Annotated in this window: 15 protein-coding genes and 1 riboswitch; of the genes, 2 read left to right on the top strand and 13 right to left on the bottom strand. The window is 72.1% G+C overall.

From position 1 onward, the window contains the following. Positions 1–140: 140 nt before the first annotated feature. Entirely contained in the window at positions 141–1,601 is a 1,461-nt protein-coding gene (locus tag GCL72_RS03895; protein ID WP_153143406.1) for a glutamyl-tRNA reductase, read from the top strand. Between the two features lie 13 nt (positions 1,602–1,614). Then, positions 1,615–1,989 carry a nuclear transport factor 2 family protein gene (locus GCL72_RS03890; RefSeq protein WP_153143405.1) on the top strand — a complete coding sequence of 125 codons (375 nt, stop codon included), beginning with the start codon at positions 1,615–1,617 and terminating at the stop codon, positions 1,987–1,989. Between the two features lie 55 nt (positions 1,990–2,044). On the opposite strand, the gene GCL72_RS03885 is transcribed toward GCL72_RS03890, so the two are convergent. From GCL72_RS03885 to GCL72_RS03825, 13 genes are all read right to left on the bottom strand, one after another. Then, complete coding sequence (locus GCL72_RS03885) at positions 2,045–3,511, bottom strand: FAD-dependent oxidoreductase (protein WP_153143404.1); 1,467 nt, start codon at positions 3,509–3,511, stop codon at positions 2,045–2,047. Beyond that, positions 3,508–4,287 (bottom strand): uroporphyrinogen-III C-methyltransferase, encoded by a 780-nt coding sequence (gene cobA, locus GCL72_RS03880; RefSeq protein WP_153143403.1) that lies wholly within the window; start codon positions 4,285–4,287, stop codon positions 3,508–3,510. The genes GCL72_RS03885 and cobA overlap by 4 nt, the downstream gene beginning before the upstream one ends. Further along, positions 4,287–5,045 (bottom strand): phosphoadenylyl-sulfate reductase, encoded by a 759-nt coding sequence (locus tag GCL72_RS03875; RefSeq protein ID WP_153143402.1) that lies wholly within the window; start codon positions 5,043–5,045, stop codon positions 4,287–4,289. The genes cobA and GCL72_RS03875 overlap by 1 nt, the downstream gene beginning before the upstream one ends. Then, positions 5,042–6,769, bottom strand: a complete 1,728-nt coding sequence (locus GCL72_RS03870; RefSeq protein WP_246160999.1) for a nitrite/sulfite reductase — start codon at positions 6,767–6,769, stop codon at positions 5,042–5,044. The genes GCL72_RS03875 and GCL72_RS03870 overlap by 4 nt, the downstream gene beginning before the upstream one ends. Positions 6,770–6,774: 5 nt before the next feature. Continuing rightward, a riboswitch (SAM riboswitch) is annotated at positions 6,775–6,885 on the bottom strand. 87 nt (positions 6,886–6,972) lie between these two features. Next, positions 6,973–7,926 carry an ABC transporter substrate-binding protein gene (locus GCL72_RS03865; RefSeq protein WP_153143400.1) on the bottom strand — a complete coding sequence of 318 codons (954 nt, stop codon included), beginning with the start codon at positions 7,924–7,926 and terminating at the stop codon, positions 6,973–6,975. Positions 7,927–7,948: 22 nt separating this feature from the next. Further along, positions 7,949–8,611, bottom strand: a complete 663-nt coding sequence (locus GCL72_RS03860; protein WP_153143399.1) for an ABC transporter permease — start codon at positions 8,609–8,611, stop codon at positions 7,949–7,951. After that, on the bottom strand, positions 8,608–9,306 hold the full coding sequence (locus tag GCL72_RS03855) for an ABC transporter permease (protein WP_153143398.1): 699 nt from the start codon (positions 9,304–9,306) through the stop codon (positions 8,608–8,610). Before GCL72_RS03855 ends, GCL72_RS03860 begins: the two co-directional genes overlap by 4 nt. After that, positions 9,303–10,151 carry an ABC transporter ATP-binding protein gene (locus GCL72_RS03850; RefSeq protein ID WP_153143397.1) on the bottom strand — a complete coding sequence of 283 codons (849 nt, stop codon included), beginning with the start codon at positions 10,149–10,151 and terminating at the stop codon, positions 9,303–9,305. Before GCL72_RS03850 ends, GCL72_RS03855 begins: the two co-directional genes overlap by 4 nt. Beyond that, the gene (locus tag GCL72_RS03845) at positions 10,148–11,089 is read right to left on the bottom strand and encodes a DNA-methyltransferase (protein ID WP_153143396.1); all 942 of its coding nucleotides are present in this window, start codon (positions 11,087–11,089) and stop codon (positions 10,148–10,150) included. Before GCL72_RS03845 ends, GCL72_RS03850 begins: the two co-directional genes overlap by 4 nt. Positions 11,090–11,117: 28 nt before the next feature. Then, on the bottom strand, positions 11,118–12,794 hold the full coding sequence (locus tag GCL72_RS03840; protein ID WP_153143395.1) for a DEAD/DEAH box helicase: 1,677 nt from the start codon (positions 12,792–12,794) through the stop codon (positions 11,118–11,120). Positions 12,795–12,802: 8 nt separating this feature from the next. Continuing rightward, a complete protein-coding gene (locus GCL72_RS03835; protein ID WP_010525176.1) occupies positions 12,803–13,036 on the bottom strand; it encodes a DUF3107 domain-containing protein in 234 nt (77 codons plus the stop codon). A gap of 241 nt (positions 13,037–13,277) precedes the next feature. Beyond that, positions 13,278–13,946: a TetR/AcrR family transcriptional regulator gene (locus tag GCL72_RS03830; RefSeq protein ID WP_153143394.1), complete on the bottom strand. Its 669-nt coding sequence runs from the start codon at positions 13,944–13,946 to the stop codon at positions 13,278–13,280. A gap of 83 nt (positions 13,947–14,029) precedes the next feature. Further along, on the bottom strand, positions 14,030–14,887 hold the full coding sequence (locus tag GCL72_RS03825; RefSeq protein ID WP_153143393.1) for a PHP domain-containing protein: 858 nt from the start codon (positions 14,885–14,887) through the stop codon (positions 14,030–14,032). Positions 14,888–15,015 lie beyond the last annotated feature (128 nt).

Below are 15,015 nucleotides of genomic sequence, written 5' to 3'. Positions count from 1 at the left end.
GCCCCGGGGTTCGGCGGCACCGGGGCCTCACCCTCGCCCCTGCTCCCCACCACCCCTGTACACACAGCACGCGGGCGCGAGCGTCTCGTATGTCACCTTCTCCCCACAGATGATCGCCCAGGCTGTAGAATCGGGAAGTCGTGGTTCTCTTCTCACTCGTGGCGACGCATGCCGATCTCGATCTCGAGACTGTCGGCACCCTCAGCTCAGGAGCGGCCGATGTGGCCGGTTCTGTGGACGTTCCTGCCGTGACGCTGGCGACCTGCAACCGCCTGGAGATCTACGCCGAGGCCCCCTCCGAGTCGAAGCACGACCTCGCCGCCAGCCGCGACGAGCTGGTCGATGCCGTCGCCGAGGCCTCCGGGGTCGCCCGCGACACCATCTCCTCCTCCTTCCGCACGCTGGTCGAGGACGACGCCGTCGGCCATCTCTTCGAAGTCGGCGCCGGACTGGACTCCGCCGTAGTGGGCGAGCGGGAGATCGCCGGCCAGGTGCGCAAGTCGCTGGCCGAGGCCCAGGAGGCCGGCACCGTCAACGGCACCCTCACCCGGCTCTTCGAGTCGGCCACCCGCACCGCCAAAGACGTCGGCGCCCGCACGGCGCTGGGCAGCCGCGGCCGCTCGATCGTCTCGGTCGCCCTCGACGTCGCCGGCGATCTGCACGGCGACGGCGCCGCCTTCTACCCCGGGGCCTCCGTGGTGCTCATCGGCACCGGCGCCTACGCCGGCACCGCGCTGGCCCAGCTGCAGGAGCGCGGCGTCTCCGACATCTCGGTCTTCTCCGGCTCCGGACGCGCCGGGCAGTTCGTCGCCGAGCGCGGCGGCGGGGCCCGGGCGCTGGCCATGGAGGAGCTGCCGGCGGCCTTCGCCGGCGCCGACGTGATCGTCGGCTGCTCGGGCGGCAACCGGCAGATCACCGCCGACGAGATCCGGCGGCTGGCCGGCGTCGGCGACGACGGCCGCGACCGTCCGCTGACGGTCATCGACCTCGCGCTCTCCCATGACTTCACCCCGGAGGTCGCCGAGCTGGACGACGTCGAGCTGATCACCCTGGAGTCGGTGAAGATGGCCGCGCCGCAGGAGACCGAAAACTCGGTGGAGCAGGCGCGCGAGGTCGTGCAGGCCTCCGTCCGGGAGTATCTCGAGGAGCGGCGCCGCCGCACCGCCGACGACGCGATCGTCGCGCTGCGCAAGCACACCCAGCAGCTGCTCGACGGCGAGATGGAGAAGGTCCGCAGGCAGCACGGCTGCACCGCCGCCGCCGAGGAGGTCGAGTTCGCCGCCCGGCGGATCGTGCGCAAGCTGCTGCACACTCCCACGGTCCGGGCCCGCGAGATGGCCGCCGAGGGCCGCTCCGACGACTACGTCCAGGCCCTGGAGGACCTCTTCGGCCTGGAAGTGGGTTCGCGCGAGGAGACCGAGCGGCGCCAGCCGGCCAAGCGCCGCCGCGCCGAGGAGTTCTCCGCCGCCGAGCTGGCCCAGATGGCGGCCCACCTGCAGAAGGTCCCCGACGGCGGCTTCTGCCGGCACCACAGCCCCGGCGAGTTCCAGGTCGAGCGGCTCGAGGTCGCCCAGCGGCTGACCGAGGCGCAGGCCTCCTGATACGTTCGTCGGCATGACGCGCGCCGACGAACTGCTGACCACGCTGCTGGAGGTCGAGCATGCCGGATGGCGCGCTCTCTGCGCGCAGCGCGGCGGCGCCCACTACGGAACCCTGATGACCCCGGACGGGCTGATGATCCTGGTCGACGGCTCGATCCTCGATCGCGACGCCGTCGTCGCCTCGCTCGACGATGCCCCGCCGTGGGACGACTATGCGCTGGCCGAGCCGCGCGCGCTGGATCTGGGCCGCGACGTCGCCGCGCTGGCCTACCGGGCCGAGGCGACGCGCGCCGGCCAGGAGCCCTTCCGGGCGCAGATGACCAGCACCTACCGCTTCCTCGACGGCGTGCCCCGCCTGGTGCTGTACCAGCAGACGGCGACGCCCTGAGCCCCCGCCGGCCCCGGCCGGACCGGGACCGGCCCGATCACGCCCGCCGCGCCGCTCAGGCCGTGACGCGGGCGCTCTGCCGGGAGACCTCGACCATGTCCTCGCGGGGGACGATCTTCACCCGTTCGCGCTCGACGGGACCGTCCGCAGTGGCCTCCTCGCCGAGCCCGCGCTCATGGCCGTCCAGCTGCAGCCAGCCGGCCCAGGACGTCGTCTGCACGCCGCGGGACTCCAGCACCTCGACGACGTCGACGTCCCCGGCTGCCGCCCCGCGACCGGGCAGCTGCGGCAGATCCTCGAGCAGGCAGGCGACGGTCTCCATCGCGTCGCCCTTGGTGTGGCCGATGAGCCCGACCGGGCCGCGCTTGATCCAGCCGGTGGAGTAGACCCCCGGCACGGCGGCGCCGTCGGCGTCCAGCACCCGGCCGGCCTCGTTCGGGATCACGCCGCGGTCGGCATCGAAGGGCACGTCGGCCAGCGGCGAGCCGAAGTAGCCCACGGCGCGGTAGACCGCCTGCACGGGGTAGTCGAGGAACTCGCCGGTGCCGCGCACGTTGCCGGTGCCGTCCAGCTCCTGACGCTCCATGCGGATGCCGGCGACCTTCCCGGTCTCCTCTCCCTCGCCGGCGAGGATCTCGGTCGGCGACTGCAGGAAGTGCAGGTGCAGCCGCCGCGAGGCCGGCTGGTGGTCCGGGTCCTCCTCGCGCTCGTCCTGCTCGACCAGCCAGTTGGTCAGCGTGTTGACCATGGTCTTGACCTGGTTGTTCGACTTGATCGCCTCGTCGGAGCCCGCGTCGAACTCGAAGTCCTCCGGGTGCAGCACGATGTCGACGTCCTTCGAGTGCGCCAGCTCGCGCAGCTCCAGCGGGGTGAACTTCACCTGAGCGGGACCGCGGCGGCCGAAGACGTGCACGTCGGTCACCGGCGAGGCCTTCAGCCCCTCGTAGACGTTCTGCGGGATCTCAGTGGTCAGCAGGTCGTCGGCATGCTTGGAGAGCACCCGGGCGACGTCGAGGGCGACGTTGCCGTTGCCGATGACCGCGACCTCCGTGGCGTCCAGCGGCCACTCGCGCGGGTAGTCGGGGTGGCCGTCGTACCAGGAGACGAAGTCGGCCGCCCCGAAGGAGCCCTTCAGATCGATCCCCTCGATGTTCAGCGCGGCGTCGTCGATCGCACCGGTGGCGAAGACTACGGCGTCGTAATGGCGCTGCAGCTCCTCGAGCGTGATGTCAGTGCCGTAGTCGACATTGCCGATGAAGCGGATGCCGTCGCGCTCCATCACCTTGTGCAGGGCCTTGACGATGCCCTTGATGCGCGGATGGTCCGGCGCGACGCCGTAGCGGATCAGCCCGAAGGGCGTCGGGTAGCGGTCGAAGAGGTCGATCGCCAGCGCGTCGCCGCCCTCGGAGCGGGCCAGGTTGTCAGCGGCGTAGACCCCTGCGGGTCCGGAGCCGATCACGGCGATGCGGCGGGCCGCGTCGGGGATGAACTCGGACGCGGCGGTCAGGTTGTCAGCAGTCATGGTCTGTGTCCGTCCTTCGTGTCTGAAGCGGGTCGCGGGGGCGTCGTCACGCCGGTCATCTCGTCGGTCCAGTCGTCGGCGAGGGTGACCACCTGCCCGACGACGATCACTGCGGGGTTGGCCACCTGCCGCTGAGCGGCGGTCTCGGCGATGCTGTGCAGCCGGCCCAGCGTCACGCGCTGCGCCTCGGTCCCGCCGGACTCCACCACGCCCACCGGCGTCTCGGGGTCGTGGCCGTCGGCCATCAGCTGGCGGCTCACCCGCGGCAGCGTGGAGACTCCCATGAGGATCACCAGCGTGTGCTGCGCCGAGCGCGGCACCACGTCCAGATCCTCGTGGCCGGTGATCACGGTGAAGCCGCGGGCCAGCCCGCGATGGGTCAGCGGGATCCCGGCGGCCGCCGGCACCGCGGAGGCCGAGGTGATGCCGGGGACCACCTCGACGTCGACGCCGTGGGCGCGGCAGTGCTCGCGCTCCTCGCCGCCGCGGCCCAGCACATAGGGATCGCCGCCCTTCAGCCGCACCACCCGGCGGCCGGCCCGCGCGCGGTCGACGAGCAGCTCGTTGATCTCGTCCTGCGTGGCCGACTGCCGGCCGGGCTCCTTGCCCACCTCGACGACCTCGACGTCCGCGCCGAGCTCGTCCAGCAGGCCCCGCGGACCCAGCCGGTCGGCGACGACGACGTCGGCGGCGGTCAGCAGCTCACGGCCGCGCACGGTGATCAGCTCGCTCGGGGCCGGCCCGCCGCCGATCAGGGCGACGTGTCCGGTGCTCATCAGCTCTCCGTCGCGGCGGCGGTGTGGATGCCGCACTCGATCTTGCCGCTGCCCGACCAGCGGCCGGACCGGGGGTCCTCTCCCGGCGCGACCGGTCGGGTGCAGGGCTTGCAGCCGATCGACGGGTAGCCGTTGTCGCGCAGCAGGTTCACCGGCAGCCGCCGCCGGGCCGAGTGGTCCACCAGGTCCTCGTGGCGCCAGGTGGCCAGCGGGTTGACCTTGATCAGCCCGTGGGCCTCGTCGAAGGTCACCAGCGGGGTGTTCAGCCGCGTCGGGGCCTCCTCGCGGCGCACGCCGGAGAACCAGACGCGGTACCCGGCCAGCGCATCGTTCAGCGGCTCGACCTTGCGCATCCGACAGCAGGCCGCCGGATCGCTGGCGAAGAGGTCCTTGCCGTGCTCGGCGTCCTGCTCGGCGACGCTGAGCTTCGGGGTGACGTCGACGACGGTCACGTCGAGCTGGCGCGCGACCTCGTCGCGGGTCGCCAGCGTCTCGGTGAAGTGGTATCCGGTCTCCAGGAAGAGCACGTCGACGCCGGGGAACTGGTCGGCCACCAGAGAGGGCACGACGGCGTCGGCCATGGAGCAGGCCACCGCCAGGTCCTCGACGGAGAAGTGCTCGCCCACCCAGGCGATGACCTCCTCGGCGGAGGCCTCCCAGCCCAGGGTCTCGGCCCCCTCGGCGGCCAGCGCACGGAGTCGGTCGACGCCGACGGGCGCCTCGGCGACGGCGCAGGCGCGGTCGGTCGCGGCGCTCATGCGGCGGTCACCTCCTCCTTCTGCAGCCGCTCCTCGTCGGCGCGGTGAGCCCACTCGCCGAAGGTCTCGTCGGCGCTCCGCTCCGCCAGGAAGCGGCGGACCAGCGTCTCGACATAGTCGACGAGCTCCTCCGTGGTGACCTTCAGTCCGCGCACCGTCCGGCCCAGTCCCGGGTCGTCACGCTGTTCGGAGGTCAGCCCGCCGCCCAGATGGACCTGATAACCCGGCGACTTGCCGCCGTCGCCGTCGGGCAGCAGCTGGCCCTTCAGGCCGATGTCGGCGGTCTGGATGCGGGCGCAGGAGTTCGGGCAGCCGTTGATGTGCAGCGTCAGTCGCTGCGGCATCTGTTCGGCGACGTCGGCCAGCCGCTCCTCGAGCTCGCCGACGGCGGTGGCCGCGTTGGCCTTGGTCTCGACGATGGCCAGCTTGCAGAACTCGATGCCGGTGCAGGCGATGGTCGAGCGGCGGAACACCGACGGCGCCGGGTCCAGGCCCAGTTCGCGGAGTCCGGCCTGCACCGCCGCGACGTGCTCGTCGGCGACGTCGAGGATCACCAGGTGCTGGAAGGGCGTGGTGCGCAGCCGGGCCGAGCCGTGGGCCTCGAGCAGATCGGCCAGCTGCACCAGCAGCGTGCCGGAGACCCGGCCGACGGTCGGCGCGGCGCCGATGTAGTTCAGCCCGTCCTTCTGCCGATGCACGCCGATGTGGTCGCCGGGGACGGTCGGCGTCGGCGGAGCCGGGCCGTCGGACAGCGCGTAGCCGAGGTACTCCTCCTCGAGCACGCGCCGGAACTCCTCCGGACCCCAGTCGGCCATCAGATACTTCAGCCGGGCCTTGTTGCGCAGCCGGCGGTAGCCGTAGTCGCGGAAGATCCGCGTGACCCCGTGCCAGACCTCGGCGGCCTGCTCCTCGGTCACGAAGGCGCCGAGCCGCTCGGCCAGCCGGGCGCTGGTGGACAGCCCGCCGCCGACCCACAGGTCGTAGCCGGGGCCGTGCTCGGGGTGGTCGATGCCGACCAGCGAGCAGTCGTTGATCTCGTGGACCACGTCCTGGCTGGGGTGGCCGGTGATCGCGGTCTTGTACTTGCGCGGCAGGTTCGCCAGCTCCGGATCCCCGATGTAGCGGTCGGAGATCTCGCGGATGACCGGAGTGGGGTCGATGACCTCGTCGGCCGAGATCCCGGCCACCGGCGAGCCGAGGATCACCCGCGGGGTGTCGCCGCAGGCCTCGGTGGTGTGCAGGCCGACCGCCTCCAGCCGGCGCCAGATCTCCGGGACGTCCTCGACGGCGACCCAGTGCAGCTGCACGTTCTGTCGATCGGTGACGTCGGCGGTGTCGCGGGCGAAGTCCCGGGAGACCTCGCCGACGACGCGCAGCTGCTCGGTGCTCAGCCCGCCGCCGTCGATGCGCACGCGCAGCATGAAGTACTCGTCGTCGACCTCCTCGGGCGGCAGCGAGTTGTGCGCGCCGGCCTCCACGCCGGGACGCCGCTGGGTGTACAGCCCCCACCAGCGGAAGCGGCCGCGCAGGTCGTCGTTCGAGATCGAGGAGAAGCCCTGCTTGGAGTAGACCTCCTCGATGCGGCGACGCACGTTGAGGCCGTTGTCCTCCTGCTTGAACTCCTCGTTGTGGTTCAGCGGGTCGGTGCCGTCGACCTTCCACTGCCCGTTGGGGCGCTTGGTCGGGCGGGGCGCTGCGGGTTTCGCGGGCACGTCAGTGCTCAATGGATCCTCCATCGGTCCTGGCGTTAGCACCCGGCACGAAGCCCTGCTCGGCAGGGACGTCATCCGGGTTGCTGCGGCATCGTCGAGCCAGATCTCTCAGCCGCTCTGGATGGGTCATTCTGTTGTTCAGGGCCCCACGCTACTGCAGGTCCCCGGAGGAAGAGAAGACGACATGTCACATATCGTCATGAATGTTCATGTGTTCAGTCGAGGTCCTTCTCGGCGAGCCAGTCGGCGGCGATGTCCTCTGCCGCGGCCTGCTCGTCGATGCTGCGCCCGTTGAGCGCCAGCAGCTCCTCGCTGGTGAGCTCGGCGGTGACGTCCTCGACGGCCGCGCGCGCCTGCTCGCCGACGGCCTCGGAGGCCAGCGGGACCACCGGCTGCGGCGGGACCAGCTCCTCGGGATCGTCGAGCACGACCAGGTCGTTCTCCTCGATCGTGGGGTCGGCGCTGTAGATGTCGGCGACGTCGGCGTCGCCGTCGGTCAGCGCGCGCACCGTCAGCGGCCCGCCGGAGTCCTCCACCGGCACCACCTCGGCGTCGACCCCGTAGACCTCCTCCAGCCCCTCGGGCCCGTAGGGCCGGGTGGCGAACTCGGAGTTGGCCGCGATGCGCACCCCGCCGTCGAGGTCGGCGAGGTCGCCGACGCTGGACAGATCGTGCTCCTCGGCGAACTCGGCGGTGACCACGTAGGCGTCCTGATCGGTGGCCTCGGCGGCGGACAGCGCCTCGACGCCCTCGGGCAGTGCCTCGTCCAGACCGGCGAGGATCTCCTCACGCGTGGCGGCCTCGGCCTCCGAGTCCAGGTATTGCAGCAGGTTGCCCGCGTACTCCGGGAAGAGGTCGATGGCGCCGGACTCGACCTCGGGCATGTAGACCTCGCGCTGTCCGATCTCGAACTCCCGCTCCACCTCGTGGCCCTCGGCTTCGAGCCGCTGGGCGAAGAGCTCGGCGATGATCGTGTTCGAGTAGTACTGCTGCGAGCCGACGACGATCGCCGAGCCGTCGCCCGCTCCCCCGCCGTCGCCGCCGTCGCCCTCGGCCAGCGGATCCGAGGAGGAGCAGGCGGTCAGGCCCAGCAGCGCGACGGCCGCCAGCGAGGTGACGCTCGCCGACCTGCCGCGGAGACGGGTGCTGCGAGGCGAGGCATGATTCATGGTCGTTCCCCTTCCTGGTGGATCAGGCGGTCCCGGGCCGGCGGGCGAGCAGGCGCTGGCCGAGGGCGAACAGCGCATCGAGCACGACGGCCAGCAGGATCACCACGATCGACGCTCCCAGCATCATGGCATAGTCGTGGTTGCGCAGACCCAGGAACAGCGGCCGGCCGAGGCCCCCGGCGCCGACGTAGGCGGCCAGCGTCGCCGTGGCCACGACCTGCAGCGTCGCCAGCCGCACGCCGCCGAGGATCAGCCGCAGACCCAGCGGCACCTCCACGCCGAGCAGCACCTGCCGCGGGCTCATCCCCTGGGCGCGGGCGGCGTCGACGATCTGCGGGTCCACCGCCTCGACGCCGGAGTACGCGCCGGCGAGGATCGAGGGGACCGCCAGCACGATGAAGGCGACCATCGGGGCGGTCAGTCCGATCCCGGCGGCCAACGCCACCAGGGTGATCACCCCCAGCGTGGGCAGCGCCCGCGTGACTCCGGTGCTGACCACGGCGATCCCCCGGCCGCGGCCGGTATGGCCGATGAACAGCCCTGCCGGCAGCGCGACCAGCGCCGAGAGCCCGACGGCGAGCAGCGAGTAGAGCAGGTGCTCGCCGGCGCGGACGCCGAGCCCGCCCGGCCCCGTCCAGGAGTCGGCGGTCAGCACCCAGTCCAGCGCCTCCAGCAGCGAGGTCATGCTGCACCCCGCTCCCCGACCTGCGCCGGCTCTCGGGAGCCGGCACGGCGCGGCGCCGGCCGCCGCCAGGGCATCAGCACCCGGCCGAGGGCGACCAGCAGCAGATCCAGCACCAGCGCCAGCACGGCGGTCATCACGATGCCGGCGACGATCGAGGCGACGATGCCCCGTTCGAAGCCGTCGGTGAACAGCGAGCCGAGACTGGTGATGCCCAGCACCGCCGAGACGCTGACCAGGCTGATCGTCGAGACCGAGACCACCCGCAGCCCCGCCAGCAGCGCCGGACCGGCCAGCGGCAGCTCGACGGTCAGGAAGCGGCCGGCGGCGGAGTGCCCGACGGCGACGGCGGCCAGCCGCACGTCCTCCTCCACCGAGCCGAAGGCGTCGGCGGCCGACCGCACCATCAGTGCCAGACCGAACAGCGTCAGCGCCGCCACGGCGTTCAGCGGCTCCCGGATGCTGGTGCCCAGGATCAGCGGGAGCACGATGAACAGCGGCAGCGAGGGGATCGCATAGAGCAGCCCGATGCCGCCGACCAGCGGCTCGCGCAGCCGCGGCAGCCGCACGGCGAGCCGGCCCAGCGGCAGCGCGAGCAGGAAGGCCGCGAGCACCGCCGGGACGGTGAGCAGCAGGTGGTCGACGGTCAGCTCCAGGATCTGCGGGAGGTTCTCCAGGATCCACTGCACGGCGGTCATTCCCCGGCGCCGGCGGAGGGTCCGCCGTCGGCGTCGTCGAGCACGCCCAGCGGCCGACCGGCGTCGTCGGTGACCACCTGTCCGCCGCCGGGGCGCGGCGCGGCCCGCAGCTTCCGCCGCCCCGCGTCGAGCCCCAGGAAGCGGGAGACGAAGTCGTCGGCGGGCGCCTCGACGAGCTCGCGCGGCGTGCCCGTCTGGGCGGTGCGGCCGCCGGGCCGGAGGACCACGATCTGGTCGCCGAGGGCCAGCGCCTCGTCGATGTCGTGGGTGACGAAGACGATCGTCTTGCGCAGGTCGTCCTGCAGTCGGCGCAGCTCCCGCTGCAGCTCCAGCCGCACCAGCGGGTCGACGGCGCCGAAGGGCTCGTCCATCAGCAGGATGTTCGGGTCGTCGGCCAGCGCGCGGGCGACGCCCACGCGCTGCTGCTGGCCGCCGGAGAGCTGGCCGGGATGGCGCCGGGCGAGCTGCGGATCGAGGCCGACGACCTCCATCAGCTCCATCGCGCGCCGGCGGGCCTCGGCCCGAGGGGCGCCGTTCAGCCGAGGCACCGTGGCGATGTCCTCGACCACGCGACGATGCGGCATCAGCCCGGAGTTCTGCATGACGTAACCGATGCTGCGCCGCAGCGCCACCGGCCGCACCGTGGCGACGTCGACGTCATCGATGCGCACCGAGCCGGCCGTGGGCTCGACCATGCGATTGACCATCCGCAGCAGCGTGGTCTTGCCGCAGCCCGAGGAGCCCAGCAGCACGGTCGTGGTGTGCGAGGAAACGGTGAGGCTGAAGTCCTCCACGGCGGCGGTGCCGTCGGAGTAGGTCTTCGACACCTGACGGAACTCGATCACGACAGCGCCTCCTGTCCCTCGGTGGGCGGTCCGGGCGGTGTGCCCGCAGGCCCGTCCGCCCCTGCGCCGGGGCCCTGCTCCGGCGCGCCCGGACGCACCTCGGCGTGGGCGCCCAGCCGGCGGCCCATCACCTCGACGGCGTGCGGCGAGGAGTCGATGCAGACGAAGCGCCGTCCGGTCTCCGCGGCGACTGCGCCCAGCGTGCCGGAACCGGCGAAGAAGTCCAGCACCCAGTCGCCGGGCCGGGAGGAGGCGGTGACCATCCGGCGCAGCAGACCGGTGGGCTTCTGCGTCGGATAGCCGGTCTTCTCGCGGCCCGTCGGAGAGACGATGGTGTGCCACCAGACGTCGGTGGGCAGCTTGCCGCGGGCGGCCTTCTCCGGGGTGACCAGCCCGGGCGCCATGTACGGCTCGCGGTCCACCGCCTCGGCGTCGAAGTGATAGCCCTGCGGGTCCTTCACATAGACCAGGATGGTGTCGTGCTTCGTCGGCCAGCGCTTCTTCGTCCGGCCGCCGTAGTCGTAGGCCCAGACGATCTCGTTGAGGAAGCACTCGCGGCCGAAGACGACATCGAGCATCACCTTCGCGTAGTGCACCTCGCGGTAGTCCAGGTGCAGATACAGCGTGCCGGTCCGGTCGAGCAGCCGCCAGGCCTCCAGCAGCCGCGGCTCGAGGAACTCCCAGTAGTCGGTGAAGGAGTCGTCGTAGGCGGCCAGCAGCCGACGCACCGTCTCATAGCGCCGACCGCCGAAGCCGACATGGGCGCCCTCGGCGTGCCGGGTGGTGCTGGTGCGGACGCTGGTCCGGGCCCGACCGGTGTTGAACGGCGGATCCAGATAGATCATGGCGAAGCCGCCGTCCGGCAGCCCGCGCAGATGCTCGAGGTTCTCGCCCTCGAGCACCAGCGACGGACCGTCCGGGTCGAATGCGGTCGTCACCGATGCAGGTCCTCACTCGGCCCCGGGCTCAGGCGCCCGAGCCCGCCTGCCCGCCGTCGCCGTTCGTGGAGCCGCTCTCCGCGCCGGAGCCCGAGGAGCCGCCGCGACGACGACGCCGCCGGCGCCGCTGACCGCCGCCGGATCCGTTCGGGGTCGACTCGCCGGTCTCCGCCGTGCCACCGCCCTGGCCGTTCTGGCCCTCGGCCTGGCCGTTCCGGCCTCCGGCCTCCTCGGAGGACCGGCGCGTGCGCCGTCGGCGGCCGCGTCCCGAGCCGCCCCGGCCCGAACCGCTCTGCGCCGCGTCGTCCCGGCTCTGCCCGCGCGAGGCCGAGCTCTTGCGGCTGTCGGCGTCGGCGCCGCCCAGCTCCTCGAGCGTCTCGTCGTCCAGTCCGGTCTTCGAGCGCTTGTGGCGCGGCAGGCGCCCCTTGGTGCCCTTCGGGATGTCCAGGTCCTCGTAGAGGTGCGGCGAGGAGGAGTAGGTCTCCACCGGCTCCTCCACGCCCAGACCCAGCGCATTGTTGATCAGCTTCCAGCGCGGGACGTCCTGCCAGTCGACGAAGGTCACCGCGGTGCCCTTCTGCCCGGCGCGGCCGGTGCGGCCGACGCGGTGCAGATAGGCCTTCTCATCCTCGGGCGCGGTGAGGTTGATGACGTGGGTGACATCGGTGACGTCGATGCCGCGGGCGGCGACGTCGGTGGCCACCAGCACGTCGATCTTCTCGGTGCGGAAGGCCCGCAGCGCCTGCTCACGCGCGCCCTGGCCCAGGTCGCCGTGGATGGCCCCGGCGGCGAAGCCGCGCGAGATCAGCTCGGCGGAGAGCTTGTCGGCCTGCCGCTTGGTCCGGGTGAAGATGATCGTCCGCCCCCGGCCCTCGGCCTGCAGGATCCGGGCGATGACCTCGTCCTTGTCCAGCTGGTGGGCCCGGTAGATGACCTGCCGGATGTCCTTCTTGGTCACGCCCTCGTCGGCCGGATCCGCCGCGCGGATGTGGGTCGGCTTGGTCATGTAGCGGCGGGCCATGGAGACCACCGGCCCCGGCATGGTCGCCGAGAACAGCATGGTCTGGCGGCCGATCTCCGGCACCGCCGAGAGGATCTTCTCCACGTCGGGCAGGAAGCCGAGGTCGAGCATCTCGTCGGCTTCGTCGAGCACGACGATGTTGATGTTCTTCAGCTTCAGGTAGCGCTGACGGTGCAGGTCGATCAGCCGGCCCGGGGTGCCGACGACGATCTCGACGCCGCGCTGCAGCTCCTCGATCTGCGGCTCGTAGGCCCGGCCGCCGTAGATCGTGGCCACCCGGGCGCCGCGCTTGGCGCCGGCGACGCTGATGTCCTGGGCGACCTGGACGGCGAGCTCGCGCGTGGGCGTGACGATCAGCGCCTGCGGGGAGCCCGGCGCCTCCATCTCGTCGAAGCCGGCGTCATCGGGCGTGGTCACCCGCTGCAGCGCGGGGATGCCGAAGCCGAGGGTCTTGCCCGTTCCGGTCTTGGCCTGGCCGATGATGTCGCTGCCGCCCAGCGCGATGGGCAGCGTCTCCGCCTGGATCGGGAAGGGCGTGACGATGCCCTTCTGATCCAGCGCCTCGACGATCTCGGGGCGGACCGCGAAGTCGGCGAAGGTCACCTGCTCCTCGGCGGTCTGCGGCGCCTCGACGGTCTCAGCGGACTCGGCCTCATCGGCCGGTGCAGTGGTCTGTTCAGTCATAGGTTCTTTCATTCGGCGACTGCGGCGAAGCCGACAGTCTGCTTGGTGTCGGAGCCGATCTCCACATAGCCGATGGACGCGACGGGGACCACGATGGTCTTCTCCCGACGGTCCTGCAGGCTCAGCAGCGGCTTGTTCTGCTCGACCGCCTCGGCGACGCGCTGCTGCACGTCCTCGGCGGTGGCATCAGTCTCGACGACGATCTCGCGGGTGACGTTCTGCACTCCGATACGTACTTCCATGGTGCTCCTCCGTGTCTCTGCAGGGCCGCACGGAGCCCGCGCGGCCCTGACGTCTCCGCTCCGACGCCGGCCCCCGCGGCCGCGCACGGCCAGTGGGGCGACATCGTCATCCTCCCCGATACTACCCACCACGTCGGCTCAGCACCTCACCGGACCGGCGAGCGGTCCCGTGGACGGGTCGGTGGTCGGGACAGCGGTCGGGTCGGCGGTCGGCGCGACGTCGGCCCGCGCCGTCTCCGACTCACTCGGGGGCCGAGGCCGCCGAGTCGCCGGAGGCGGCCTCGGCCTCCTTCGGGAAGCCCGAGATCCCCCGCCAGGCCAGCCGTGCCGTCAGCTGTGAGGAGACGTCGAGGTCAGGACGTTCCGAGAGCCGGGACCAGTGCCGCGCGGCCGCGGTGACCATGCCGATCAGCCCGTGGCCGAGCAGCGTGGCCTCGGCCATCGGCTGGCCGGTGTCGTCGACGATGACTTCGGCGATCCGGACGGCGATCCGGTCGAAGAAGCGGTCCAGCCGGGACTCGACAGCCTCGTCGTTGTCCATCCCGGAGGCGAGCAGCAGCCGGTAGGCCTCGTCCTCGCGGGAGATGAACTCGTAGAAGGCGGTCATCGTCGCCGTGACGCGCTCCTTGTTGTCCTCTGTGGAGCTCAGCGCGGCGACCAGCATCTCCTCGAGCTGGCCCAGATGCGTCTCCAGCAGATCCAGGAAGAGTTCATGCTTGCCCGGGAAATGCTGATAGAGCACCGGCTTGGAGACTTCGGCGACTTCGGCGATGTCGTCCATCGAGGTGCTGTGGTACCCCTTGGCGACGAAGACCTGCAGCGCGCTGTCGAGCAGCTGGCGCCGACGCTGGGCGCGCGGCAGCCGCCGGGCCCGCTGCGGGGCGGGGGCGGGGAGCACGTCGTCGGTCATGGCCTCCCAGTCTACGGGACCTCGCCCGCGGCTGTCCGCCCGTGGGGTCGGAGCAGCCGCTCCGGCCCCACCTCGCCCGCGCCTCAGCGCGGCAGATGTCCGTACGCCGGGACGCCGGTGGCGAGATCGAGTAGCTCGGCGACAGTGTCCAGATCCGTGGTGTTCTCCCCGATCAGGTTCGGTTTGCCGGCACCGTGGTAGTCCGAGGACCCGGTGACCAGCAGATCGTGGCGCGCGGCCAGCTCGAGCAGCACCTGCCGCCCCTGCGGCGGATTGTCCCGATGACGGACTTCGACGCCGCCGAGCCCGGCCTCGACGAGGTCCTCCAGGTGTTCGGCCGCGAGCGTCCGGCCGCGAGCGGAGGCCATCCCGTGGGCGAGCACCGGCACTCCCCCGGCCCGGCGGATCAGCCGGATCGCCTCGTCCGGACGCATGTTCAGCTGCGGGACGTAGTAGGGCGAGCTGCGGTGCAGCAGACGGTCGAAGGCCTGCTGCCGATCGGCGACGACCCCGACGGCGACCAGTGCGTCGGCCAGGTGCGGTCGGCCCAGCGTGGCGCCGTCGGCCACGTGCGCCAGGACGTCCTCCCAGGTCAGCGGGAAGTCCTGGGCGAGCAGCTCGGTCATCCGCCGCGCCCGCTCCCAGCGACCTCCGCGGGCCCCGCGGATCGCCTCCGCGAGCTGGGGCTCGTGCGGGTCGTGGAGGAAGCTGAGCACGTGCACGCTGATGCCGTCCGCAGAGAGCGTGGTGATCTCCGTCCCCGGGACCAGCAGCACCCCGTGCTCCCCCGCGGCACGCATCGCCTCCGCCCAGCCGGCGGTGGTGTCGTGGTCGGTCAGCGCGATGCCGTCCAGCCCCGCGCGGGCGGCGGCGGCCACCACGGCCGCCGGGGGCTCGGTGCCGTCGGAGTACCAGGAGTGCGCATGCAGGTCGACGCCCATGCCCCTCACTGTATCCCCGCGGAAGCGCCGCGCAGACCGACGACGTCGCGCCTCGCCGGCTGACCCCGGTCCGACCCCTGCCCAGCCCCCTGCCCAGCCCGGATGTCACGTCCGCACCGGGTCGTCAC

This window comes from Nesterenkonia halophila, assembly GCF_009467795.1.
Classification (GTDB): Bacteria; Actinomycetota; Actinomycetes; order Actinomycetales; family Micrococcaceae; genus Nesterenkonia; species Nesterenkonia halobia.
Note: the sequence above shows the minus strand (reverse complement) of the source record. Positions and strands in the feature narration are given on the sequence as shown.